Genomic DNA, 23,395 nt, shown 5'->3' on the forward strand with positions numbered 1-23,395 from the left:
CTACCGGGCCGCGGGTGACGGTGTGTGAGGTCAGCTGGTCGGGAGGGGTTCTGCTAGGTAGCCGTCACGCCGAGCAGGGCCCGGCAGTTCTGCCACATCGGGCTCAGCCGCTGGGTGTCGTTGTACAGCTTGGCGAACATCACCTGGCCCTCCAGCTGGGCCACCACCGCCCGCGCCGCCTCCCTGGTGTCGGTCACACCGACCTCGCCGCGCTCGCGGGCCTCGGCGATGACCGACTCCACCATGCCGACCTGCGCGTCGAAGATCTCCTGCAACCGCCCGCGGACCACCTCGGTCTGGTTGCTCAGCTCCAGAGTGAGGTTCCCGAACAGACAGCCCGCCACCGTGCCGCAGCCCTGCTGGACGGCGCGCTGACCGGCCTCCGTCTCCTCGAACAGCCGCCGCAACCGCTGAAGCGGCTCCGCCTCGCCGGTCAGGGCCTGCGTCCAGTCGCGCTTCTGGGTCGCCCAGTGCTCGTCGACGACCGCGAGCGCGAGGGCCTCCTTGGACTCGAAGAAGTAGTAGAAACTCCCCTTCGGCACCCCGGCCGCCTTACAGATCTCGGCCACCCCGAGCGCCGAGTACCCGCGCCCCTCGATCAGCGAGCGGGCGGAGTCGAGGATCTTCCGCTTGGCATCACTGGTGCGTCCCATGCCACCAGCCTACGGACGTACTAGACCGGTCGGCTAGTGAAGCGACCGTTCCTCTCGTCACAGCACCGGGAGCCCGTCCGCCTCGCGTCGCTCGATGCGGGCCACCAGCTCCGCCGCCGACGACTTGATGGTCTCCAGACCGGCCCGGCCCCAGGGCCGCGGCTCCACGTCGACCACGCACACCGTGCCGAGCGCCGTCCCCGTGCTGTCGATGAGCGGGGCGCCCAGATAGGAACGGACCCCGAACTCGTCGACGACCGGGTTGCCCGCGAACCGCGGGTAGTCGCCGACGTCCTCCAGGACCAACGCCTTGCGCCGGACCACCACGTGGGGGCAGAACCCATGGTCGCGGGCCAGCTCCCGGCCCAGCACCGGCGTGGTCCCGTCGGGCTTCACCACCGGTGGCGGCACGGCCGGCAGGTGCAGGCCCGCGAAGAACTGCCGGTTCTCGCCGATGAAGTTGACCATGGCGTACGGGGTCCCGGTGACCTCGGCGAGCCGGTCCGCGTAGGCGTCCAGCTCGGGATCGGGGCGTTCGCCGAGACCCAGCTGGCCGAGGCGCCGGGTACGTACCGGCACCTCCTTGTCCTCCGGCGTGAGCAGCAGGCGACCGGCCGGGCGCGACGGGTCGTACCTCATGGGCGGGCTCCGTCGCTGTGGACGTGGGTCATATATGGGCTCCGTGAGCGATGTATGGGGTTCACATGTGGGCGCCGTGGCTCGGCGCGGAGACCGGAGCATGGGCGATGAGATGGCGGACGAGGGTGAGCAGGGTCTGGACGCCGGAGCTGGAGATACGGGCGTCACAGCGGACGACCGGCACCTCCGGGTCGAGGTCGATGGCAGCGCGCACCTCCTCGGGGTCGTAGCGGTAGGAGCCGTCGAACTCGTTGATGGCGACGATGAAGCCGAGGCCGCGCTCCTCGAAGAAGTCGACGGCCGCGAAGCAGTCCTCCAGACGGCGGGTGTCGGCGAGGATGACCGCGCCGAGCGCGCCCTCGGACAGCTCGTCCCACATGAACCAGAACCGCTCCTGCCCGGGCGTCCCGAACAGATAGAGCACGTGTTCGGGGTCCAGGGTGATGCGGCCGAAGTCCATGGCCACGGTCGTCTCGACCTTGTTCTCGATGCCGTCGAGATTGTCGGTCGCGGCGCTCACCGTGGTGAGGAGCTCCTCCGTGGACAGCGGCGCGATCTCGCTGACCGCGCCCACGAAGGTGGTCTTGCCGGCCCCGAACCCACCCGCCACCAGGATTTTCAGCGCGGTGGGGAAGGGGTCACAGCTGTCGTCGTAGTCCATCGAGCACTGCCTCCAGAAGAGACCGGTCAGTGGGGTTGTGGTGGAAAACGGGGGGCTTGGCAGTCAGCGCCCCGCAGTCGACGAGGTCGGAGAGCAGCACCTTGGTGACCACGGCGGGCAGCTTGAGGTGCGCGGCGATCTCGGCGACCGAGACGGGTGCGCGGCACAGGTCGAGCGCCTGCGCGTGCTCGGGGCCGAGGTAGCCGAGGGGGGTGGCCCCGGTGGCCATCACCTGCGACATCAGGTCGAAGGCGATGCTGGGCTCGGTACGGCCGTTGCTGACCGTGAACGGGCGCACCAGGCGTCCGGCCGCATCGTCCAGCCATGGCCCGTCGCCGGCTGCCGCCACCCTCAAGGCCTCATCGCCGTGGGTTCGACGGCATGCTGCCGGGGCGCGGTGACGAGGTACGGGCGGACGCTCTTGACCAGCATCGCCATCTCGTAGCCGAGGACGGCGGCGTCGGCCTCACGGCCGGCCAGCACGGCGAGGCAGGTGCCGGAGCCGGCGGTGGTGACGAACAGCAGCGTCGAGTCGAGTTCGACGACGACCTGACGGACGTCCCCGCCGTCGCCGAAGCGGACGCCCGCGCTGCGGCCGAGCGAATACAGGCCGGAGGCGAGCGCCGCCATGTGGTCGGCGCTGTCCGGGTCGAGGCCGTGGACGGACTTCACCAGTCCGTCGCAGGACAGGAGCACCGCGCTGGTGGTGTGGGGTACGCGCTGGACGAGGCCGCTCATCAGCCAGTCGAGGTCGGATACCTGGGCGGTCGGCGCATCGCTCGCCATGGTGGATCGACTCCTTGGGGTACGAAGGTCTGCGGGAGCGGTGGGGGTGGGGGTGGAAACGGTGCGGGTCATCCGGCCGGTGTGCTCCCGTCGGGCCGGGCGGTGAATTCGGAGGTGTGCACCGGGCGCAGGGCCGGGGAGTGCGACTGGGGCCGGGACGGGGCCTGGGGTTCGACCGGGGCACCTTGTGCCCGGCTCATGTGAGCCGGAGCCGTGTGGTCCGGGACCAGGTGGTCCAGCGGCATGGGGTTCGACGCCGTGGGATCCGGCCTCAGGGGATCCGACGTCATCCGATCGAGAACCGACCGGTCCGGGGCTGTGTAGCCCGAGGCTGTGTAGTCCGAGGCTGTGTAGTCCGAGGCTGTGTAGTCCGAGGCTGTGTAGTCCGGGGCCATGTGCCCGGCCTCCCGGTGTGCCGCCTCGATATGGGCGGCGCCCATAGGTGTGGCCTCCAAGTGCGTGACGTCCATGTGCATGGCATCCATATGCGCGGCGTCCGCGTGTGTGGCGTGGGATGCGCTGCTCGCAGCGTCCCCGGCCGCCTCGCCGGACCTTGTCACGCCGGATCCGTCGTCGACGCCCGTGTCGGCCATGCCGATACCGGGGCCGCCCATGTCGGCAACGCCCACATCGGTCAGCCCGGTATAGAAGGTCTCTCCATGTGGCCCGCCCATGGACTCGGCGGTTGTCGGCTCCGTCTGGGTGGCTTCCAGATGCTGCTGGGCCTCGGCGAGACCGATGCCGCGCTGGAAGGCGGCCATCAGGCCGGGGTCGTGTCCGGCCGGTACCTCGTTGTCCTGACGGGGTGCCGGGCCGCCGCGGAGTTGGGGGACGATGTGCTCCTGGGCGCGGCGGCGCGGCAGTTGGGGTTTGCCCATGGTGCCGCGCACCGAGCCGCCGCGCGGGACGGGCGGTGCGCCGGCGTGCTCGGCGACCGCGGGCCGGTCCTCGGGTCGGATGCCGGGCAGCGCCTCGGCGGGGTTGGGCCGGGTCTCCTGGGTGCCGCGTACCGGCAGTGGCGCGGGGGCGCCCCCGTGCTGCGCGTGCCGGCGCCGCCCGCCGGCGGCGGCCGCGGCCGGTCCCTGCTGCGGCGCGGCCCGTCGGTCGGCCGGCGCACCGGCCGGGGCGGCCGCCCGGCCCCCGGCTCCCGCGTTCGGCCCGGGGGCGCCGCCGTGGATGGCGGCCGGCGTCCCGGTGGCGTCGGACGGCCGGGCGGCCCCGGCTCCCGGCGCACCACCCGGTGCTCCCGGTGTGCCGCCCCCGGCCCCGGCGTCGCGCGGCTGCGGTACCGCTCCCGGTTCCCCCGGTGTGCCCGGTGCCGTACCCAGCAGGCCCTGCGGGACGACGAGGACGGCCTGGACGCCACCGTAGATGTTGGTCTGGAGGCGGACGTGGATGCCGTGGCGACGGGCGAGCTGGGAGACGACGAAGAGGCCGATGCGGCCGTCGGCCAGCAGGCTGGCGACGTTGACCTGGTCGGGGTCGGCGAGCAGGGCGTTCATCTTGGACTGTTCGCCTACCGGCATGCCGAGTCCGCGGTCCTCGACCTCGACCGCGAGGCCGGAGGTGACGAGGTTGGCGCGGAGCAGCACCTGGGTGTGCGGGGCGGAGAACACCGTGGCGTTCTCGACGAGTTCGGCGAGGAGGTGGATGACGTCGGCGACGGCGTGCCCGCGCAGTTCGCCGTCGATCGGCGGGACGAGTTTGACCCGGGAGTACTGCTCGACCTCGGCGATGGCGGAGCGCAGCACCTCGGTCATGGAGACGGGGTTGCTCCACTGCCGCCGGGACACGGCGCCGCCGAGCACGGCGAGGTTCTCGGCGTGCCGCCGGATGCGGGTGGCCAGGTGATCGACGTGGAAGAGACCCTTGAGGAGGTCCGGGTCCTCGATCTCGTTCTCCAGCTCGTCGAGGATCGAGATTTCTCGATGCACGAGAGACTGAAGCCGCCGCGCCAGGTTGACGAAGACCTCCAGCTTCTGTTCGCTGCCGGCGTGGCTGGAGAGCTGGGCCGCCTGCACGACGGCGGTGACGGCGCCGTCGTGCGCGCGGGACAGGTCGGCGGCGAGCAGCTCGAAGTCGTCGGCGTCCTCGGGCGGTCCACCGCGCGGCTTGCGCGGGGGCGGGGTCTCGCCGCGGCGCAGTGCGTCGACGAGGGCCAGCAGATCGGCCTCGCCGCGGGCGGCGTTGCGGCGCAGGATGCCGACGCGGTCACTGACCGAGCGGGCGGCGCGGCCCGCGGCCACGGTGGCGATCACGATGCCCGCGACGGTCACCGAGACCGCTCCGGTGAGCACGGCCAGCAGCGTGAGACTGGGCCGGGCCCCGGTGGAGCGGACGGTGAACAGGACGGCCGCACAGCCGCTGAGCGCCACCGCGACCGGCGGCAGCACGGCGAGGCGCATCAGCTGAGGCCGTATGTGGGTCTCGGGCAGCGCGGGAACGGGTCGGGCGACCGGACGTCCGTGCCGACCGCCCTCACGGCGGTCGGCGCGGGCGGCCGGTGCACGGAGGTGAGACATCTGCGTCCTCGTACTGGTCCGTCGGGCCTGAATTGCTCGCGCGTGCCGCGCGAGGTGGGCATGCGCCATCGCGGTGTCGGCCGAGGGGACCGCAAAAGAATTCGGCCCCGTGTCGCCCGACGGACACTCACAGTAGTCGCCAAGGCATCATGTGCGGTGGGCAGTTGACAAAGTCCCCCGGAGATGGTCCTGCTCTGGTATGAGCCGTCGCACGAAAGACCGATAACCCCCTCGTCACCTCACTCCTGAACAGCCAAAGACCGATCTGAGCTGCTCAAAAACGGTCACAAGGAGAAAGCGAGGGCCGGAGCGGCCGGCACACCGCACCCCTCGCCGGCCGTTGGCCCGCGCACCCATGACGGGCCCGGAAGGACGACCCCGCGGCCTGTCGCACCCCCGCCATCACCCCCCAGAACATCACCCACGGTGACCTCTTTCCCCTCGGCCACCGTGTGCCCTCGTCCGCGGCGGGCCGTCGTGCCGGTCGGCGTCCGTCACCGCCTCGGCCACGGCCCGCGTCCGGTCCGGGCGGCTCAGGACGTCCGCGCTGTCGACGAACTGGTCCACCGCGCCGACGGTCGGCAGCTCCCGTATGCCGGGGGCCTTGATCCGGGCGACGAGGGCCCGGGTGAAGCGGTCGGCGCGCAGCACCCGGAAGGGCCGGGAGTGGTACGGGCGGGTGGCCGGGTCGACCCGGTCGGTGAGCTCCAGTTCGTTGTGCAGATGGGCCACGATCTCGTACGCGTGCGCCAGGTGCCGCTCGCGGGCGTGCCAGTCCGTGGCGGCGAGAGCGGCGGTGAGCACCGGGGTGAGCCGAGGGGCCGTCGGGGTCCGGGCGAAGGCGCTGCCGAGCCACTTGCCGTAGGGCGGGTAGCGCCGGTCCATCAGCAGGCAGAGCCGCATGAGGTCGCGGACCAGGCGGGCGGCCGCGACGGCGGAGCCGAGTTCGTCGCCGACCTCGCCGCAGCGGCCGACGAAGGCCTCCTCCTGGGCGATGCGCTGCCACTGGCAGGCGAGTACATGGAGCCAGAGGTCATGGGGGTACCAGCCCAGGGCGGCCCGGGCCGGGGAGAGTGTGTGGAGGCCGTCATGGAACACGGCGCCGGCGGTGGCCTCGGCGAGAAGCTGGGTGGGGGTGGCGAGCCAGTCCGCCGGAGTGACACCGGAGGCCGGGTCGAAGCCGAGGACGGCACGGAACCAGGAGGAGACACCGGTCACTTCGACCCGGTGGTGCACGCGGCCGTCGGTGACCCGCATGACCCGGATGTCGCGGTCCCCCGTGGCGGCGAAGTGGGTGGGCCAGCCGTGAAAGGTCTTCGGGAGGTGTTCGGCGAGCACATGTCTGATCCGCCCACCGTAGCGGGACACATCGTGGGGGTGCAGAAAGAGCTGGAGGCGCGGGCCCCACTCGTGGTCGGCAGAGCGTTCGGTGTCGTAACCGAGGACTTCGGAGCCTGGGCCGACCCGGGCCGCCGAGTGCGGAACGCCGGGGGCGGCCTCCTCCAGCAGCGAGCGTACGGCCTCGGTGTAGAAGCGCCGGGACAGCTCAAGGCCCGGTAAAAAAGCAGGGGTTGGCATATGTGCATGACTCATGCCGATGCCCCTGCCCAGGTTGTGCAGGGGCATGCACGCCACTTTCACGTCACCGCCACACCGGTGGCGCCGTCACTTCACAAGATCGTCCGCGTCCCACGTCGCCGCTTCGCCGGCCAGATTGAGGTCCTGCCGCCCGGCCTCGCTCCGCGACTGGCCGCTACTGGCCACAAGGACAAGCGTCATCGGCAGCGACCGCCACACCGGCGCCGTACGCGATCCGCTCGCCGTCGTGGCACGCCAGCCGGCTCGGACCTGGGCCGCTTCGAACCCGCGCGGCCAGATTTGCACGGTAGTGCAGTCATATGACGGATGGGGCACGGACCCTGGCGCCCTAGCCTCAGGGTTGGGAAAGCGGCCGGTCAGGGGCATGGCAACGCACGTACAACCACGCGTTGTCTCTCAACAGTCCGGCCAGGTCTGCCGCACTCACGACCGACCATGGCTAGTCGAGACGGGAAGTGATCACCATCATCGGTTCACCCAACGCACTGCTGTGGCGCGGCATCCTCGCGGTTGCGTTCGGGCTGGTTTCGCTTGTGTGGCCCAGCATCACCGTGGGCACATTTGTCTACCTGTTCGCCTTCTACGCCTTCTTCGCCGCGGCGAACGACGCCGTTCGCGCGTTCAGCAGCAACCGGGCGGGGCCGGTCTTCGGCTGGCTGCTGCTGGCTCTGCTGTCCGCCGTGGGCGGGGCTGCCGCGCTGTTGTGGCCGGGCATCACGGCTCTGGCACTCACCCTCTGGGTCGCTGGGTGGGCGCTGGTCACGGGCGCTGTCGAGATCGGCATGGCGTCCCAGGAGGGCGAGTCCGCCGGGGAGCGTGCGATGTTCATGCTGACCGGGCTGACATCCGCCGCGCTGGCGTTCGCTCTCTTCGTGCGGCCGGACGTCGGCGCACTGTCCCTGGCGACTGTGTTCGGCCTGTTCAGCCTGATGTACGGGGCTTCGGGCATCGTCCTCTCGGTCCACCTGCGGCAGCGAGCGGCCTAGAGGCGAGCGACGTGCGGGCGTGGCCCGTGCCGCGCGATATCCGCGACCCCACCGAATCAACTTCACGAGATGGGAATCACCATGGACAAGCTTTCGGACCAGCTCAGCCGGTTGGCAGACCGGACGAAGAAGGTCGAGGACACCGCCACGGCTGCCAAGGCGAAGAACCGCGAGCAGCTGGAGACCAAGAAGGCCAGCCTCGAGGCGTCCCTGGACGCCGCTGGAGCGAAGGCCGACGATGCCAAGGCCCGGGCACAGAGTCGGCTGAGTGAGGTGCATAATTCGGTGGAGAAGCACTTCGCCGAACGCCGCGCGGCGAACGCCGAGCACAAGGCCGAACGCGACCTCAAGCGGGCCGAGCGCCGCGCCGACGACGCCGAGCAGGATGCCGCCGACGCGATCGCCCTGGTCTTCTACGTGCTGGACCAGGCTGAGTACGCCGTCGTGGACGCCGTACTCGCTCGCGCCGACGCCGACGATCTCGCCGCTCAGTAGGGGAACCTCCCCATGAAACCCGGCTTGGCATCACCTCCGATACCGAGCCGGTCGATCCGCCCTGGACCGCGACGTACCGTCTGTCACGTCGCGGTCCAGGGCGGACCGTTCTCTGCGACACACCGCTCGACGGTAGTGACCTCGAACTGCCACGTGAACGTTGCGAACCATCAGGTCGCGGTCTCCGTTCACACTGCGGGCGACCAAGCGTCCTGTCCTCTGCCGTAGCGCCTGTCCCCGCCTGCGAAAGAGGCCCAGGACCGGGACAGATGACAGCAGTCGGCGTGCCCGGACAGATCGGGTACGCCGCCGAATGGCGGACCGCGGTGTCCTCGCGGTCGGATTGCGGTGAGCCGGCCGCCGATCCTGCCCTGCTACCTCGCCCCGGCATATCCCTCGCCGAGCCGGTCGGCGACGGTGGCCCTCGCTTCCGCACGCTCGCAGTGCGGCCGGCGGGCAAACTGTCACCGCGGGCCGACCAGGAAGTAGGCGGCCGGCGTCAGTGGGCAGGGTGTTCTGTCCCAGCGGATCCTGCTGTCGGGGCCGTACCTGGCGCGGTCGGCAGCGCTGTGTCGCCCTCCTCACCGTCGGCCAAGCCGGCCTGCCGCTGGACAACCCCGAACCCACCGCACCGGAGTGCGCACCCTCAAGGATCTACTGAGGTGGCGGACCGGCACCTGCACCGCCTGCGGCAGCCCTTACCGGAGCCCGAGCAGCCAGACCCGCGCGGCACCGCGCACCTCGACCTACCGAGGCTCTACTCATCCGCAGGAAAGGCAGTCCTCATGCCCCAGTCGGACCCACAGCAGGCGCAGCCCCCTCAGCACCACCCCGTGGTCGCCGCCCACCTGGCTCGGCAGGCCTCCGACCTGCAGGTGCGCATCGCGGACGCCATCACCAAGTTCGCCGGCTCCATGCTCTTCGTCTACATCCACGCGGTGGGCTTCGCCGCGTGGATGCTCCTGGCCGAAGACAGCCCCTGGCCGACGCTGACCCTGGTCGTCTCGCTGGAGGCGATCTTCCTCTCCACCTTCGTGATGATCGGCCAGAACCGCCAGGCCGCGTTCCAACAGGCCAAGGCCGACCACGACTTCGTCGAGCAGGAGCTTGAGCTGAAGACCAACACCGAACTGACCCGCGCCATCCGCACCATGACCAGCGAGCTGCACCAACGGCTGCTGGCCGGAGAACACAAGGCGTCTCTGCGGCGCGAGCTGTCGTGACCCAGGTGGCGAGATTTGTGTCAGTGCCTGCCACTGGCGTCATGAGCCGAACCAACTCCGCGACAAGGAAGGCCAGTTGGTCGCACCTGAGCTCTGTCCGCCGGGATAGGCCACGTCAACCGTGTGAAACCCCTCAAACAGGCCCTACACGGCCGGGTATCTGCCGGCTCCTCCGCAGCCGGATCCTCACCGGACCGTGAGACTCACGGAACTCCGGACAGAACCGGAGACGACCAAGCCTCACCGCCGGCATCCCGCCACTATGCTGGCAGCCGCCCCCCGGAAACACCGTAGAGCCTCGTTTCCCTGATCGCTGAGCCGGAGAACACTGTGGTCGACAAGGACATCAGCACCCTGGCGACCGTGTTGCTCGAACGCGTCGACGAGCTGGCGAAGGAGATGACGGCACGGATCCGCTCCGGCTCACGGGACTACGACGTGGTGCCCACGGGGGACTTGGAGGAGGCATGTCGGACCCACCTCAGCAACGCCCTCCACGGGCTGACCGCACGGGTACCGGTGGACACCGTGGCCGCGGCCGGCATAGGCCGCCGACGCGCCCTGCAGAACGTGCCGCTTCCCGCCGTGATGAGGGCCTACCGCGTAGGCGTGAGGTACTACTGGGAGGTGATGGCTCTCGAAGCCAGCACCACCACCCCCGTGGCGAGCGACAAGCTGGTTGCCGCCGCTTCGGCGATGTGGGGGCTGCACGACAGCATCACCGAGGCCATGGTCTCCGGGTACCACGACACGGTGGCCCAGCGGCTCCTCGCCAGCGAGCATGAGCGTTCGGCACTGGTGGAGGCGCTGCTGGACGGCAGGAGTATGGACGCCGACGTCTTGTGGTCCGCCGCTGAGGTCCTGGGCGTGCCGCGCACCGGACCGTTCACCGTAGTTGCCGCAGAGGTACCGCAGGTAGGCCGACAGGCCCTCCCGGATGTCGCAGCCGTGCTGAGCCGGCGCGGCATCCTGTCCGCCTGGCGGCTGCGCCCCGATCTCCAACTGGGCATCGTGTATCTGCGTACCTCCCGGAACCTGGGTGAACTCACCGAGGTGTTGCGGCAGCAAGCGGAGCACCGTGTGGGGGTGAGTCCTCCCTACGACCACCTGTCCCACACTGGGGACGCGCTGCAATTCGCCAAGGTCGCCATGCGCAGCGGTGACGCGGAGAGCGATGCGGTGACCGTCTTCGATGACTGCCCGGTCTCGGTCGCGACGGCCGGCGCACCCGATGTCATGGCGCGCGTCGCCGCCAAGGTGCTCGGTCCGGTCGAGGCCCTGCCGACCGACGAACGCGAGTTGCTGTTGGACACGCTGGACGCGTGGTACGGCTGTGGTGGATCGGCGGACGAAGCCGCCAAACTTCTGTATGTCCATCCCAACACCGTGCGTACGCGCCTGCGCCGGATCGCCGAGCGCACCGGCCGCTCCCTGACCGATCCACGCGGCATCACCGAACTCTCGCTCGCGCTGCGCGCGGTGAGGCAGACGTCCAAGGCACCGTCGTCGAAGCCGGCGGTCGACGCCGAGACGGCGGACGGCTGAACCGGCCGGGGCCGCGCGCACGGTAGAAGACGAGGATCCCGGCTCTCGTCGTGTGTTCGTGCTGATCACGCGACTCGGCACGTCCTCACCGGCCGATTCGCCAGAACCGGCTCGCGTGCCGCTCTGCGCGTCGTCCGCCGCTTGCAGGTCCGGGTCCAGTCACATGACGCAAGACCCGCCGTGCCGATGTCCCTACGATCCTCCTGCGAAGGCACTGAGCGCACGGAAACACCGGGGAGAAGCGTGTACGAGGCCAGGCTCCTTGGCCGCGACGAGCAGTTGAGAGTCCTGCGGGAACTGATGGGGAGGCTGCCCGACGCCGGGGGCGCCGTGGCGCTGCAGGGCGGTCCCGGCGTCGGCAAGTCCGCCTTGTTGCAGGCCGCGGCCGCACGCGCCCGGACGGCGGGACGGTTGGTACTGGAGGTCGCCGGGCGCCGCGACGACACACCGTTCGGGGGGCTCCGCGCGCTGCTGGGGCCGGTGCTCGGCACGGCGGGCACGCTGCCCGCGGGACAGGGCGGGATCCTGCGGTCGGCGCTCGAGACCGGTTCCGGGCCGATGGCGGGGACCTTCAAGGTGGCCCTGGCCGCATTCAACCTGATCACGACGAGCCCCGCCGAGCAGCCTGTGGTGCTGATCGCCGACGACGCGCAGTGGCTCGACGAGCCCACCCGGGACGTACTGGCGTTCCTCGCACGCAGGGCGAGCGACAACCCGTTCGTCGTCCTCGCCGCGGCCCGCAGCGGTTGGATACTGCCGGGTGTGCCGGTACTGGACGTACCGGTGCTCGACGAGCCTTCCGCGCGGCGGCTGCTGGCCGGTCATGCGGCCGCGGTACCTCCTTCCGTCCGGGAGCGGATACTCGAAGAGGCGCTCGGCAACCCGCTCGCACTGGTCGAACTCCCCGCGGCGTGGCGCCCGAGGGGACCGCAGGGCTCGTGGGCCCACCTGCCGGTGAGTCCCGCACTGGCGACGGCGTTCGCGGGCGGCCTCGGCGAACTGCCGGCCCTCGCCCGGGACGCCCTGCTGGTCGCGGCCGTCGACCAGGTCGGAGACCTCTCGGAGATCCTGGCCGCCGCCTCCGTCCTGGCAGGTCGCGCGGTCGCGGTGGACGTCCTCGACAGCGCGGTCGCGGCCTCGTTGGTCCGACTGGACAGGACGGCACTGCGCTTTCCCCATCCGGTGGTCCGGTTCGCGGTGCTGGAGGCGGAGACGGCGGTGCGCAGACGGGCCGCCGACGCCGCCATGGCACAGGTGCTGTACGAGCAGCCGGACCGGCGCACATGGCATCGTGCCCAGTCCGCCGACGGCCCCGACGACGAGATCGCGGACGAACTGGCGGATGCTCAGGCTTCCTTGCTCCGTCGCCACGGAGTCCGAGCCGCAATATGGGCACTGGAACGATCCGCACAGCTCACCGCTGACTCGGCCACCCGGGGACACCGGCTGCTGAGTGCGGCCGAGCATGCCTACGGCCTCGGCCGTATCCGGCTGACCCACTCCCTGATCGACGAGGCGGAACGCCAGGAACTCAGTGCTCCGGACCGGGCGCAGGCCTGGTGGCTGCGGGACATCTCGGACGTGGACCCGCGGCCCGGACCGGCCCGGACTCAGGCGGGTGACATCGTCGAACTGTCAGCGGGCGATCCCGACCTGGCGCTCGACCTGCTGTTGAGCGCGGCCCTCCGGGCGCACAGGACCGGTGCCGACCCTGCTGTGCGATCCGGTGTCGCCGCGGTTGCGGAGCAGCTGACGGTCACGAGCGACCCACGCCACATGGCGGCGCTGGCGCTGGCCGAACCCGTGCGCAGCGGCACGCTGGTGGCGGACCGGCTGCCTTCGCACAAGACGGGGTGGCATCTCACCGATGCCGACGGCCTCCGGCTGTCCGGCATGGCGGCGCACGAGATCGGCGATCCGGTCCGCGCAGTCGACCTGCTCGGCAGGGCAGAACCCGTTCTTCGCGAGCAGGGCCGACTCGGTCTGCTGGCGGAGACGCTCCTCACCCACGCCGTCGACCTGCTGCTGCTCGGGGACTGGCCGCGCGCCGTTCAACTCGTCGAAGAAGCACGCCGGATCCTCGCCGGGACTCGGCAGCCCGCCATAACCGCCGTGCTCAGCAGCACGGACGCGGTCGTCGCCGCACTGCGGGGGCAGGCCGAGCGCGCGCGGGAACTCACCGGCACCGTGGCCGCATGGCAGCGCCCCGATCTCGTCCCGACGCTACGGCTGGCCCGTGGTGTGGCACAGCTCGGCGTCGGACAGTACACCGAGGCCTACGAAGAGCTGAGACGTCTCGTCGATCGACCGTACGAAGGCCTGCGCTGGCAGGGCTTCGCCGCGGTGATGCCGTTGGTCATGGCCGCGGACCGTGGTGACAGGCGTCAGGAGGCCGCGCGCATACTCGAGATCCTCGAGGACGCGGCGCGTGCGACCCCCGCCCCGTTGCTGCACGTGCAGCTGCCGTTCGCACGAGCCGTACTCGCCGCCGACGACGTGGCCGAGGAACTGTACCTGGTCGCGCTGGGCCAGGACCTGACCCGCTGGCCGCTGGTGAAGGCACGCACGGAACGGGCGTACGGACAGTGGCTGCGACGTTGCCGGCAAGCCGCACGGTCGCGCACGATGCTGCTCTCGGCGCAGAACTCCTTCGAGCTCATCGGAGCCTCCGACCTGGCCTGCCACAAGGCTGCGCGGGCGGCTGACGACCCGCTTACGACTGTCGTGAAACTGCTGTCCCGGCAGGAGACACTCATCACCCGGCTCGCCGCGGAAGGGCTCTCCAACCGGGAGATAGCAGAACGACTGCATCTGTCGCACCACACGGTCGCCGCCCATCTGTACAGAGCCTTCCCCAAGCTCGGAATCTTCTCGCGCAGTGAGCTGGCGCCGTTGCTGAACCTACAGGCACCGGCCACGAGGAACGGCTGAGACCAGTGTTGGCCGCACCGTCGGTCGTATGGGCGGGAGCAGTCAATCGGCGCAGGCGGCCGTGGCGCGGAGTGCCCAGGACGTCATTTCGGTTGGCGTGATCGTGCGGCGGTCTGGGGTGGCGACTGCTGCGCTCGTCGAACGGTTGGCGACGGAAGACCTGTGGGAGTTGTTCCGGCGGGGGGTTCCGTCGGCTGCAGCCGGAACACTTCCTCGCCTTCACCGCCATCGCCGCGACCCTCATGCGCCACCGTCGGCTCACCAACCCCGCCCGCGTACGCCGCAGTCCTCGGGCGTCGCCGAATCGTGTCCGGACGGCTGACGACGGCCACATCGGCCGTCGTGCGCCTGAGGTATGGCTGAACGCTGTACCCGGATGCCTCGAAGCAGTCCTATTCCCTGTCACAGCTTTCGGCGTCGCTTGCTGTGACTCGGAACATGGGTCGCCTCTCCTCGATCAGCAAGGATCTTGCTGCGGAGGAGAAGCGGGCCGTTCATCCACGAAAGCGCTTTCCGATCCTTCCGCTGTGTACCTCACCTCAACAACATCGCTGAGCCCGGACGCCGAGCCAGGAAATTCGGCCTTCATGGGCCTTGGTCGTAGCGTTTTTGACGAACAACAAAGGATGCTCTTTCTTGTCGACCCATCATCAATTTCCGGGTGAGCGACTTGGCGGGGGAATTCGGTGAATTCACGGCCTGCAGGGGATCTGGCTGGGCGCGTGGCTGAGCTGGATTTGATGGACTCGCTGTTGGCCAGGCAGGGTCAGGGTCGCCCCGGCCTGTTGCTGAGCGGCGCTCCGGGGGTGGGGAAGACCGTACTGCTGGACGCTGCCGCAGCACGGGCTGCAGACGGCGGAATGCGAGTGTTGCGTGCCTCTGCCGTGGAGTTCGAGGCCGAGATGAACTTCTCGGCGCTGCACCAAATGCTCTACCCACTCCGCCATCACGCCGATCGGCTGTCCAGCCACCACCGCGGTGTCCTCGACCGGATCTTCGGTCTCGTGCCGGGCCTGTCGCCGGACCCGTTGGCAGCTTCGGCGGCGGTACTCGCGCTGCTGGACGAGGTGACCATCGAGCGTCCGCTGCTGATGATCGCCGACGATGTGACGTGGTTCGACCGCGCCAGTGCGGCTGTGTTGGGGTTCGTCGTCCGCAGGATCGGTGATGATCCGATTGCCTTCCTGGCTGCCGCGCGGACCGGGACCGACTACTTCTTCCAGCAACTCCAGTTGCCCGTGCACGAGGTCGGGCCGCTGGCTGAGCGGTCGGCGGCTGAGCTACTGGACGCCCGTTGGCCTGGGTTGACGCCGTCGGTGCGGCGGCGGCTGCTGGCCGAGGCTGCGGGCAACCCTCTCGCGCTGCGGGAACTGCCTGCAGCGTTGAGCAGTCGACAGCGCTCGGGCCAAGACCCGCTGCCGTCGCCGCTGCCTCTGTCCGGGCGTCTGGAGGCAGCCTTCGCTCCCGCCATCGAAAGACTGCCCACGCGTACTCGAGGGGTGCTTCTGACGGCCGCACTGAGCACCGCGGGCGACCTGACCACGCTGTGGAGGGCCGCGCAGGACTCCGCCGACGTCGATGACCTGGCCCCGGCGCAACAGGCAAACCTGGTGCATGTCGATGCGGCTGTCGGCGGAATGTTGTTTCGCCACCCGCTGATCCGCACTGCGGTCGTGCACCTGGCCTCCCCGGGCGAACGCCGCAGCGCGCACCGTTCCCTGGCCGCGGCCTTGGCCGACTTCCCCGAGCTGCGCGCATGGCATCTGGCCGAGGCCGCGATCGGACCGGACGAGACAGTGGCCCGGACGCTGGACGAGGCGGCCCTGTCCACCTGGCGGCGCGGCGGCGCGTCCGGCGCCGCGGCCCCGGTGCTGGACGGGCCGGCCGGCCCCGACGAACGACGCGTCACCGCATCCACCGCAGTTGCCGGCCTCATACGGGCCGGTGAACTCAGCCCGCATCCGGGCGACCGGGCCCGCCGACTGGTCGAAGCCGCCTACCTCGCGACCTTCACCGGCCAACTCGAAGACGTTCCACGGTTGTTGGCCGATGCAGGACAAGCCCTTGACACGCCGACCGGGCTGGTCTTCGCCGCCACTGCACACCTCCTCACCAACGACGAAGGCGATGTCGATTCCGCCTACCGACTCCTGACCTGGGCACTCGACGACATCACCGACACCCGCTCCGGCGACCACAAGTGGGACCACTACAGCATCCTGTACGCGCTGCTCCTCATCTGCCTCTACACCCTCCGCCCCGAGCCGTGGCAGCTCCTCAACACCGCAATGGGGCGGTTCGAACCGGCAGTAGTAGCCCCGTTCCGGCTGTGCCACGACGCGCACGTCGATCCCACACACGCCCCCAGCGCGTTGCGCAAGGGCCTCGCCAACGCCTTCGCCGCGCTGCCTGTCGACGCGGCACCTTGGCAGTTGATCCCTCTGGCTTTCGCTGCGGTCGCAATGGACGCCCTGTCCGACTACGGGTACCTGATCCGCCGCATGGTCGAGCGGGAACGTGACGGCGGCGCGATCGCCATGGTCATTCCCGCTCTGATGCTGCTCTGCCACGACTCCTACATCCACGGACAGTGGGACGAGGCCGAGCGACTGGCCCAGGAGGGGCTGGACCTGGCAGCGGTCTATGGCTACCGCTTCTGGGAACGGCAGATCCGAGCCCTGCTGGCAACGGGCGCGGCTCTGCGCGGCGACACGGAATTCGTCCGGACCCGCAGCAAGGAGATCATGACCTGGGCGGCGCCTCGCGGTATCGAAGTAACGGAGGCCCACGCCCGGTTGGCTCGCGGCCTCGCAGCCATGGGAGAAGGCGACTACGAGGAAGCCCATGCCCAGGTGGCGAGGATCAACCCACCCGGCGCACCGGGCCCCGGCATCCCGGCCCGGTGGGCGGTGTGGGACCTCGTCGAGGCGGCGGTCCGCACCGGCCGCATGGACGAGGCTCGTGCCTACGTCGCCGCCGCGCAGCGAGCAGGCATCCACCTCATCTCCCCCCGCACAGCGCTGATCATGGCCGGGGCCGCGGCCGTGACTGCCGACGAGACGGGGGCCGGTCTCCAGTTCGAGGCAGCCCTGGCTCTGCCCCAAGCGGCCCGGTGGCCATGGGAACATGCACGCATCGAGCTCGCCTACGGACAATGGCTGCGCCGCACCCGTGACCCCCGTGCCCGTCTGTACCTGAGCGCGGCCCTGGAAACCTTCGACCGTATCGGCGCGAAAGCCATGGCCCACCGGGCCCGTAGCGAGCTACGCGCCGCCGGCATCGCGACCACATCCGTTCCCGACGCACCGACGGCGGGGTTGACCGCGCAGGAACGGCAGATCGCCGAGCTGGCGGCTCTCGGTCTGACCAACAAGCAGATCGGCGAGCGGCTGTTCCTGTCCCACCGCACAGTCGGCTCCCACCTGCACCGGCTGTACCCCAAGCTCGGTATCACCTCACGCGCCGCGCTCCGCGCCGCCCTGGAGACAATGAAACCCTGCGAGAACGGCTCCACCCGTGGTTCCGTGAATCCCCAGGTCAGCGGGTGAATGCCGCCTTCCTCAAAGCCGGAGTCCGCACGGAACCTCGGCGAGGGCGAGGAGGAGACGCTGACCGGCACCCCGCAACGCGGCGTCCGCTCCCCGCTGCCGGCGGACATCGCCCTGTCAGTGCTCGACGAGCACCTGCACGGGCCCTGGGAGCCGGGCGGGACGACGGCCACCAAAGGCAACCGCGCCTACCGGCGCCGCAAAGGTCCAGACACCGATCGCGCACTTGAGTGACGGTTTCGACTTCCCCCGAGGCAGGCTGCGAACCCCGTCCGACGGCGGAGACCGTGGAAAGCCCGTTCTGGCCTGCCAGGAGACAAGACGGCCGGCCTTTCGACGAGCTCGTGGAGAGTCCTGTCCTCGGACATCACTCGCCCACAAGGTCACGTTCGTCGTCCGCGGGCGCCGGAGCCGGAACCGGAGCGGGCTGAGACACGGGACGACGCCACGGGGTCTTGATCGGGTGGGAGACTCCGCGCCACCAGGGATCCGCGGGAAGCCGGCCCGAGGGCTCGAAGGGCTCTCCCGGGCGGGGCAGGGCCACCGCCTGGCCGACTCCCTCAGCCTCGTCCTTCGTCCACTCCCCGGGCTCCGCCCACGCGTGCAGCGCCAGGTTGAAGGTACCCCAGTGGATCGGCAGCAGCACCCCGTGCGGCCCGCCTCCCTGCAGGTCGAGGTGGGCCTGCACGCCCTGGGCGGGCGACATGTGAATGTCCGGCCACGCCCCCGGCAGCGGGGTGTATTCCGCGTGGTTCTCGGGCCAGAACTCGCTGTACGCACCGATCTGGATCATCGTCACGTCGAACGGCCCGTGGTCGGCGCCGATGTCCTTGAAGCCCTCGAAGTAGCCGGTGTCACCGCTGTGGTAGATCCGGTGCCGCTCGCCCGCGACGACCCAGGACGCCCACAGGGTGTGCTGGGTGTTGCGCAGTCCCCGGCCGCAGAAGTGACGGGCGGGAGTGGCCGTCAGGGTGAGCCCGCCGACCTTGGTCTCCTCGTGCCAGTCCAGTTCGCGCAGCCGGTCGGCGGGCACGCCCCAGTGTTCGAGGTGGGCGCCGACGCCGAGCGGCACCGCGAAGAGGGTGTCCGTGCCGGCCAGCGCCTTGATGGTGGGCAGGTCGAGGTGGTCGTAGTGGTCGTGCGAGATGACCACCACGTCGACCGGGCCCAGCGCGGCCAGCGGCAGCGGCACCGGGTGCAGCCGCTTGGGCCCGGCGAACGGGAACGGGGAGCAGCGCTCGCCCCAGACGGGGTCGAACAGGACGCGGTGCCCGTCGATCTCCGCGAGCACGCTGGAGTGCCCCATCCAGGTCACCCGCAGCCCGCTCGCGGCGGGCCGGGCGAGGTCGGCGACGGTGGTGGCGTGTACCGGTACGGTGCCCCGGGGAGCACGGCGGACGCGCTGCTCCTTCTCGAAGTAGGTCTTCGCGAAGTCCAGCATCGAGCCCGAGGGGCGCATCCGGGTGGTACCGCCGGGGTTCTGGAAGACACCGTCCTTGAAGTGCGGTGAAGCCTGGATGCGGGCCATGCGCTCGCCGCCGGGGTCCACGCCGAAGGCAGCGGGCCGCAGCACGCGGAGCCCGGAGCTCAGGGAACGCAAACGGGTCACGGTACCTCCAGTGGTGTCGCCGAGGTCCTCCATTATGGTCGGCCCCTCCGGTGGTCGGCGTTGACACCCTGCCGTCCGCCTCCGGATACTGACCCACTGTTCAGTAACACCCCTGCTTTCCACGAACCTCCCGGGAGCCACTATGGCCGCTCCACTGATGTCTCTCGTCTGGACCGACCACGTCACCGGCCGGCAGGGTTTCCTGGTCGTCGACCGGCTGGTGCGGGGCGTGGCCAGCGGCGGTCTGCGGATGCGGCCGGGCTGCACCCTGGAGGAGGTCACCGGGCTGGCGCGCGGCATGACGATGAAGGAGGCCCTGCACTACAACCCCGAGGGCCGCTACATCCCCCTGGGCGGCGCCAAGGGGGGCATCGACTGCGATCCGCAGGACCCGGGGTCGTACGCCCTGCTGGTGCGCTATCTGCGTGCCATGCGGCCGTATGTCGAGAGCTTCTGGACCACCGGCGAGGACCTCGGGCTCACCCAGGACCTGGTGGACCGGGCGGCGGTCGAGGCGGGGCTGGTCTCCTCGATCCAGGCCGTGTATCCGCTGCTGGACGACGAGGCGGCGGCCCGGCGGCGGCTGGCGGACGCCTTCGCCGTCGAGGTGGACGGGATCGGCCTCGACGAGCTGGTCGGCGGCTGCGGGGTCGCCGAGTCGGCGCTGACGGCTCTGGACCGGGCCGGGGTGCCGTACCCGGGGACGCGGGTCGCGGTGCAGGGGCTGGGCACGATGGGCGGGGCCACGGCGCGTTTCCTCGCCCGCGCGGGGCTCACGGTGGTGGCCGTCGCCGACGTCAAGGGCACGATCGCCAACCCGGCGGGCCTGGACGTCGAGGCGCTGCTGCGCGCGCGGGACGCGTACGGCACCGTCGACCGCGCGGTGCTGCGCCCCGGCGATCTCGAGCTGCCCGGCGACGCCTGGCTGTCCGCCGACGCGGAGGTGCTGGTGCCGGCGGCGGTGTCCTACGTCGTCGACGCGGCCAACGAGCACCTGGTCACCGCGCGCTGGATCGTGGAGGCGGCCAACATGCCCGTGCTGCCCGAGGCGGAGGAGCGGCTCGCGGCGCGCGGGGTGACCGTGCTGCCGGACGTGGTGGTCAACTCGGGCACCAACGCCTGGTGGTGGTGGACCCTGTTCGGCGACATCGGCCCGGTCGCGGACGAGGCGTTCGCTCACACCCGCCGCTCGATGCGGGCCCTGGTGGAGCTGATGCTGGATCGCGCGGAGTCCGACGGCACGACCCCGCGTGCCGCGTCCCACGCGCTGGTGAACGACCGGCTGCCGGTGATCACGGAACGGTTCGGCTGGTACCGCTGAGGGGACGGGTGCTCAGCGGCGTCCGAGCCCTGGAGCGAGGCCACGAGGGCCGACGGGGAGGCGCCGCGCTCACGGCTGTGCGTCGCGGGTGAGGACGACCGCGTAGCGGCACTCGGCGTCCGTGGTGTTGGCGAAGACACGCTCGGCGGGCGCGCCGAGTTCGACGGTGTCGCCGGCGTCGAGTTCGTGGACCGTGCCGCCGTCGTGGAAGGTCAGACGGCCGTCGAGGACCCAGACGAGCTGCCGTACGAAGGCGAAGGCGGCCGCCGGGTAGGGCACCCGGGCTCCGGCGGGCAGGCGGATCTCGGCGATCTCCGCCGGGAAGCGCGGTCCGGTGATCTGGCGGCGCCGGTAGCCGGTGCCCGGGTCGCGCCACTCGGCCGCCTCGGCGCCGCGCCGCACCCCCGCGGTCTCGTCCACGATGTCCTGGCCGCCTTCGGCGAGGGCGAGCAGGGACGCGACGCTCAGCTGGAACGCGGCGGACAGCTTGCCGAGGACGACGGCGGTGGGGCTGCTCTCGCCGCGTTCGATCCGGCTGATCATCGCCGGGGAGACGCCGGAGGCGTCCGCGAGCTGCGCCAGGGTCCAGCGACGGCGTTCCCGCTCGGCACGGACACGGGCCGCGATCCGTGCCGCCAAGGAGCCCCCCGACGGATCTACTATGTTGGACATGAATCCAATATACGAGAGAGACGGGGCGGTGACGATCCGCCCGGCCCGCCCCGGTGACACGGAGGCCGTGCGCGCGATCCGCAACCACGCGATCGAGCACTCGACGGCGCTGTGGACCGAGACCCCGCAGTCGCCCGTCGAGGGAGCGGCCTGGCTCGCCGTCCATCTGGGGCGCGGCTCGGCGTTCGTGGCCGAAGTGGCGGGCGAGGTGGCCGGATTCGCGGTGTACGGGCCGTGGCGGGAGCTGGACGGCTACCGGCACACCGTGGAGGACTCGGTCTACGTCCGCGAGGACCGGCACGGGCTCGGTATCGGCTCGGCGCTGCTGGACGCTCTCATCACCGCGGCGCGCGCGGCCGGCCACCATGTCGTGATCGCGGGCATCGAGGCGGAGAACTCCGCGTCGGTCCGGCTGCACCAGCGGTTCGGCTTCGAGCACGCCGGCACGGTCCGGGAGGTGGGCACCAAGTTCGGCCGCTGGCTGGACCTCACGCTCATGCGGCTGCCGCTGGCCTGAGACGGCGACGCGCGCGGGGTACGACCGATTAGGGTGACCGCGTGGCGAGAGTGCGGTTGAGCGTGGCCGAGCGGCGGGAGGAACTGCTGCGGGCCGCCATCGAGCAGATCGAGGCGCGGGGCGTGGCGGCGGTACGGATCGCCGATGTCGCCTCGGCCCTCGGGGTGAGCAACGCGCTGGTGCTGTACCACTTCTCGACGAAGGAGAAGCTGGTCGCCGCCGCCTTCGCCTACGCCGCCGAGGACGACCTGACGCATCTGCGCAAGCTGCTGGGCCGAGGTACGTCGGCGTCCCGCCGGCTGCGGGCGGCGGTGCGCTGGTACGCGCCGACCGGGCAGGCGAAGGGCTGGCGGCTGTGGATCGAGGGCTGGGCGGTGGCGCTGCGCGAGCCCGCCCTGCGGGAGGTCACCAAGAAGCTGGACCGGCAGTGGAAGGCGGCGATCGCGGAGGTCATAGCCGAAGGGGTGGCCGCCGGCGAGTTCCGGTGCCCCGACCCCACGGCCGCGGCGCTGCGGCTGACCGCCCTGCTCGACGGGCTCGCCGTCCAGCTCACCTCGTATCCGGGCGCCCTGTCCCGCTCCCGGGCGCAGGAGTGGGTCGACGAGGCGCTGGCACGCGAACTGGGGCTGGCCGAGGAGCAGTGAGGGGCGGCCCACCAGGGTGCCGCCCCTTACGCGTTCTTGCCGCGTTCAAGCCGTTCTTGCCGCCCTCAAGCCGTTCTTGCCGCCCTCAAGCCACAGAGGCGATCCGCATCTTGATGTCGTCCGGGGAGAGTGCCCCCTTGGCCGTCACGTGGTCGCCCGACGACTCGCCGCGCAGCCGTCGTCCGATCCACGGCACCAGGTACTCACGGGCCCAGTGCACGTCGTCGCGGCGGACCTCCAGGGTGCCGCGGGGCGGCAGCGGGGGCCACGGCTGGTCCGGGTCGGCCGGAACCTCGACGCCGAGCACCTGGCCGGCCCGCAGCGCCACGCGTGTGTGCCCCTCGGGAGACAGGTGCAGCCGGTCGCCGTCCCAGGCCCGCCGGTCCTGCACGGTCTTCAGGGACCACAGGTCGAGGACCGGGCAGCCGTACCGGTCGGCGACGGCCCGGACATGGCCGTTGTAGGTGGCGATCTTGCCGCGCAGATGCTTGAGGACGGGCACGCCCCGGGTGTCGAACCCGGTGGTCACCAGAACCGTGCCGACGGCCTCGGTCAGTTGGGCCACGGCCCGCTCGAACCGCTCGGCCACCTCGTCGGGGTCGGTGCCGGGGCGGATGATGTCGTTGCCGCCGGCGGAGAAGGAGACCAGGTCCGGGGCGAGTTCCAGGGCCTGCGGCACCTGGTCCGCCACGATCTGGTCGAGCAGTTTCCCGCGCACCGCGAGGTTGGTGTACTCGAAGTCGCCCTCGGGCTGCCGGTCCGACAGCAGTACCGCGAACCGGTCCGCCCAGCCGACGAACGCCCCGTCGGGGCCGGGGTCGCCGACGCCCTCGGTGAAGCTGTCCCCCACCGCTACGTACGACCCGATCACTGATGCATTGTCACTCTTCGAATCGTCTGCCACGTCGGACCATGATTCACCTTCGACTGTGACCTACGCGACCGTAATCAGGGGTTGACGAACGGTGAGATAAGACACGCCTAAATACTCGACCAAGCCAGGAATAAGCCTCCGAACAGCGGCGTTGAAGGGTCGATCGCCCG

The 23,395-nt window shown here is 70.7% G+C and carries 20 protein-coding genes and 1 pseudogene; 11 read left to right on the forward strand and 10 right to left on the reverse strand.

What is annotated here, in order from left to right:
• Nucleotides 1-53: 53 nt before the first annotated feature.
• The 7 genes from ACZ5K7_RS12650 to ACZ5K7_RS12680 form a co-directional block, all read right to left on the reverse strand.
• Nucleotides 54-653: a TetR/AcrR family transcriptional regulator gene (locus tag ACZ5K7_RS12650; RefSeq protein ID WP_351705634.1), complete on the reverse strand. Its 600-nt coding sequence runs from the start codon at nucleotides 651-653 to the stop codon at nucleotides 54-56.
• 57 nt (nucleotides 654-710) lie between these two features.
• Complete coding sequence (locus tag ACZ5K7_RS12655; RefSeq protein ID WP_450973039.1) at nucleotides 711-1,292, reverse strand: GAF domain-containing protein; 582 nt, start codon at nucleotides 1,290-1,292, stop codon at nucleotides 711-713.
• Between the two features lie 61 nt (nucleotides 1,293-1,353).
• On the reverse strand, nucleotides 1,354-1,953 hold the full coding sequence (locus ACZ5K7_RS12660) for a GTP-binding protein (protein ID WP_351705628.1): 600 nt from the start codon (nucleotides 1,951-1,953) through the stop codon (nucleotides 1,354-1,356).
• The gene (locus ACZ5K7_RS12665; protein ID WP_351705625.1) at nucleotides 1,931-2,302 is read right to left on the reverse strand and encodes a DUF742 domain-containing protein; all 372 of its coding nucleotides are present in this window, start codon (nucleotides 2,300-2,302) and stop codon (nucleotides 1,931-1,933) included. Before ACZ5K7_RS12665 ends, ACZ5K7_RS12660 begins: the two co-directional genes overlap by 23 nt.
• Nucleotides 2,303-2,304: 2 nt before the next feature.
• Complete coding sequence (locus ACZ5K7_RS12670) at nucleotides 2,305-2,739, reverse strand: roadblock/LC7 domain-containing protein (protein WP_046728213.1); 435 nt, start codon at nucleotides 2,737-2,739, stop codon at nucleotides 2,305-2,307.
• Between the two features lie 68 nt (nucleotides 2,740-2,807).
• Complete coding sequence (locus tag ACZ5K7_RS12675) at nucleotides 2,808-5,261, reverse strand: sensor histidine kinase (protein WP_468912954.1); 2,454 nt, start codon at nucleotides 5,259-5,261, stop codon at nucleotides 2,808-2,810.
• A gap of 417 nt (nucleotides 5,262-5,678) precedes the next feature.
• Nucleotides 5,679-6,839: a DUF4037 domain-containing protein gene (locus ACZ5K7_RS12680; protein ID WP_351705621.1), complete on the reverse strand. Its 1,161-nt coding sequence runs from the start codon at nucleotides 6,837-6,839 to the stop codon at nucleotides 5,679-5,681.
• A gap of 476 nt (nucleotides 6,840-7,315) precedes the next feature.
• On the opposite strand from ACZ5K7_RS12680, the gene ACZ5K7_RS12685 reads away from it, so the two are divergent.
• From ACZ5K7_RS12685 to ACZ5K7_RS12720, 8 genes and pseudogenes are all read left to right on the forward strand, one after another.
• Nucleotides 7,316-7,846 (forward strand): HdeD family acid-resistance protein, encoded by a 531-nt coding sequence (locus ACZ5K7_RS12685; RefSeq protein ID WP_351705618.1) that lies wholly within the window; start codon nucleotides 7,316-7,318, stop codon nucleotides 7,844-7,846.
• Nucleotides 7,847-7,927: 81 nt separating this feature from the next.
• Complete coding sequence (locus tag ACZ5K7_RS12690) at nucleotides 7,928-8,341, forward strand: hypothetical protein (protein WP_351705615.1); 414 nt, start codon at nucleotides 7,928-7,930, stop codon at nucleotides 8,339-8,341.
• A 785-nt stretch (nucleotides 8,342-9,126) separates the two neighbouring features.
• Nucleotides 9,127-9,564: a DUF1003 domain-containing protein gene (locus ACZ5K7_RS12695; RefSeq protein ID WP_468912957.1), complete on the forward strand. Its 438-nt coding sequence runs from the start codon at nucleotides 9,127-9,129 to the stop codon at nucleotides 9,562-9,564.
• Between the two features lie 330 nt (nucleotides 9,565-9,894).
• Nucleotides 9,895-11,109 (forward strand): PucR family transcriptional regulator, encoded by a 1,215-nt coding sequence (locus ACZ5K7_RS12700; protein ID WP_468912958.1) that lies wholly within the window; start codon nucleotides 9,895-9,897, stop codon nucleotides 11,107-11,109.
• A 243-nt stretch (nucleotides 11,110-11,352) separates the two neighbouring features.
• Complete coding sequence (locus ACZ5K7_RS12705; RefSeq protein ID WP_468912960.1) at nucleotides 11,353-14,040, forward strand: AAA family ATPase; 2,688 nt, start codon at nucleotides 11,353-11,355, stop codon at nucleotides 14,038-14,040.
• 182 nt (nucleotides 14,041-14,222) lie between these two features.
• A pseudogene (locus ACZ5K7_RS12710) lies at nucleotides 14,223-14,306 on the forward strand (IS5/IS1182 family transposase); the annotation flags it as partial.
• Nucleotides 14,307-14,762: 456 nt separating this feature from the next.
• The gene (locus ACZ5K7_RS12715) at nucleotides 14,763-17,588 is read left to right on the forward strand and encodes an AAA family ATPase (RefSeq protein ID WP_468912962.1); all 2,826 of its coding nucleotides are present in this window, start codon (nucleotides 14,763-14,765) and stop codon (nucleotides 17,586-17,588) included.
• Nucleotides 17,589-17,822 (forward strand): hypothetical protein, encoded by a 234-nt coding sequence (locus tag ACZ5K7_RS12720; protein ID WP_468912963.1) that lies wholly within the window; start codon nucleotides 17,589-17,591, stop codon nucleotides 17,820-17,822.
• Between the two features lie 133 nt (nucleotides 17,823-17,955).
• Here ACZ5K7_RS12720 and ACZ5K7_RS12725 read toward each other — a convergent pair whose 3' ends face one another.
• Complete coding sequence (locus ACZ5K7_RS12725; protein ID WP_351705594.1) at nucleotides 17,956-19,197, reverse strand: MBL fold metallo-hydrolase; 1,242 nt, start codon at nucleotides 19,195-19,197, stop codon at nucleotides 17,956-17,958.
• Between the two features lie 142 nt (nucleotides 19,198-19,339).
• Here ACZ5K7_RS12725 and ACZ5K7_RS12730 point away from each other — a divergent pair, with 142 nt between their 5' ends.
• The gene (locus ACZ5K7_RS12730) at nucleotides 19,340-20,518 is read left to right on the forward strand and encodes a glutamate dehydrogenase (RefSeq protein ID WP_468912965.1); all 1,179 of its coding nucleotides are present in this window, start codon (nucleotides 19,340-19,342) and stop codon (nucleotides 20,516-20,518) included.
• A 69-nt stretch (nucleotides 20,519-20,587) separates the two neighbouring features.
• On the opposite strand, the gene ACZ5K7_RS12735 is transcribed toward ACZ5K7_RS12730, so the two are convergent.
• On the reverse strand, nucleotides 20,588-21,190 hold the full coding sequence (locus ACZ5K7_RS12735; protein WP_468912967.1) for a helix-turn-helix domain-containing protein: 603 nt from the start codon (nucleotides 21,188-21,190) through the stop codon (nucleotides 20,588-20,590).
• Between ACZ5K7_RS12735 and ACZ5K7_RS12740 the strand changes: the two genes are divergently transcribed.
• Together ACZ5K7_RS12740 and ACZ5K7_RS12745 are read left to right on the forward strand one after the other, a co-directional pair.
• A complete protein-coding gene (locus tag ACZ5K7_RS12740; RefSeq protein WP_468912969.1) occupies nucleotides 21,189-21,707 on the forward strand; it encodes a GNAT family N-acetyltransferase in 519 nt (172 codons plus the stop codon). The two genes, ACZ5K7_RS12735 and ACZ5K7_RS12740, sit on opposite strands and share 2 nt — an antisense overlap.
• Nucleotides 21,708-21,748: 41 nt before the next feature.
• Nucleotides 21,749-22,351: a TetR/AcrR family transcriptional regulator gene (locus ACZ5K7_RS12745; RefSeq protein WP_351705583.1), complete on the forward strand. Its 603-nt coding sequence runs from the start codon at nucleotides 21,749-21,751 to the stop codon at nucleotides 22,349-22,351.
• An 85-nt stretch (nucleotides 22,352-22,436) separates the two neighbouring features.
• On the opposite strand, the gene ACZ5K7_RS12750 is transcribed toward ACZ5K7_RS12745, so the two are convergent.
• The gene (locus ACZ5K7_RS12750; protein ID WP_351705580.1) at nucleotides 22,437-23,222 is read right to left on the reverse strand and encodes an SGNH/GDSL hydrolase family protein; all 786 of its coding nucleotides are present in this window, start codon (nucleotides 23,220-23,222) and stop codon (nucleotides 22,437-22,439) included.
• Nucleotides 23,223-23,395: the final 173 nt, after the last annotated feature.

Source organism: Streptomyces sp. NPDC031497, from assembly GCF_055580905.1.

Coding starts and splice junctions, on each gene's coding strand:
- ACZ5K7_RS12695 (WP_468912957.1), top strand. CDS start 9,127: ATGCCCCAGTCGGACCCACAGCAGGCGCAGCCCCCTCAGCACCACCCC.
- ACZ5K7_RS12680 (WP_351705621.1), bottom strand. CDS start 6,839: ATGCCAACCCCTGCTTTTTTACCGGGCCTTGAGCTGTCCCGGCGCTTC.
- ACZ5K7_RS12740 (WP_468912969.1), top strand. CDS start 21,189: ATGAATCCAATATACGAGAGAGACGGGGCGGTGACGATCCGCCCGGCC.
- ACZ5K7_RS12650 (WP_351705634.1), bottom strand. CDS start 653: ATGGGACGCACCAGTGATGCCAAGCGGAAGATCCTCGACTCCGCCCGC.
- ACZ5K7_RS12675 (WP_468912954.1), bottom strand. CDS start 5,261: ATGTCTCACCTCCGTGCACCGGCCGCCCGCGCCGACCGCCGTGAGGGC.
- ACZ5K7_RS12720 (WP_468912963.1), top strand. CDS start 17,589: ATGCCGCCTTCCTCAAAGCCGGAGTCCGCACGGAACCTCGGCGAGGGC.
- ACZ5K7_RS12730 (WP_468912965.1), top strand. CDS start 19,340: ATGGCCGCTCCACTGATGTCTCTCGTCTGGACCGACCACGTCACCGGC.
- ACZ5K7_RS12660 (WP_351705628.1), bottom strand. CDS start 1,953: ATGGACTACGACGACAGCTGTGACCCCTTCCCCACCGCGCTGAAAATC.
- ACZ5K7_RS12735 (WP_468912967.1), bottom strand. CDS start 21,190: ATGTCCAACATAGTAGATCCGTCGGGGGGCTCCTTGGCGGCACGGATC.
- ACZ5K7_RS12670 (WP_046728213.1), bottom strand. CDS start 2,739: ATGGCGAGCGATGCGCCGACCGCCCAGGTATCCGACCTCGACTGGCTG.
- ACZ5K7_RS12690 (WP_351705615.1), top strand. CDS start 7,928: ATGGACAAGCTTTCGGACCAGCTCAGCCGGTTGGCAGACCGGACGAAG.
- ACZ5K7_RS12655 (WP_450973039.1), bottom strand. CDS start 1,292: ATGAGGTACGACCCGTCGCGCCCGGCCGGTCGCCTGCTGCTCACGCCG.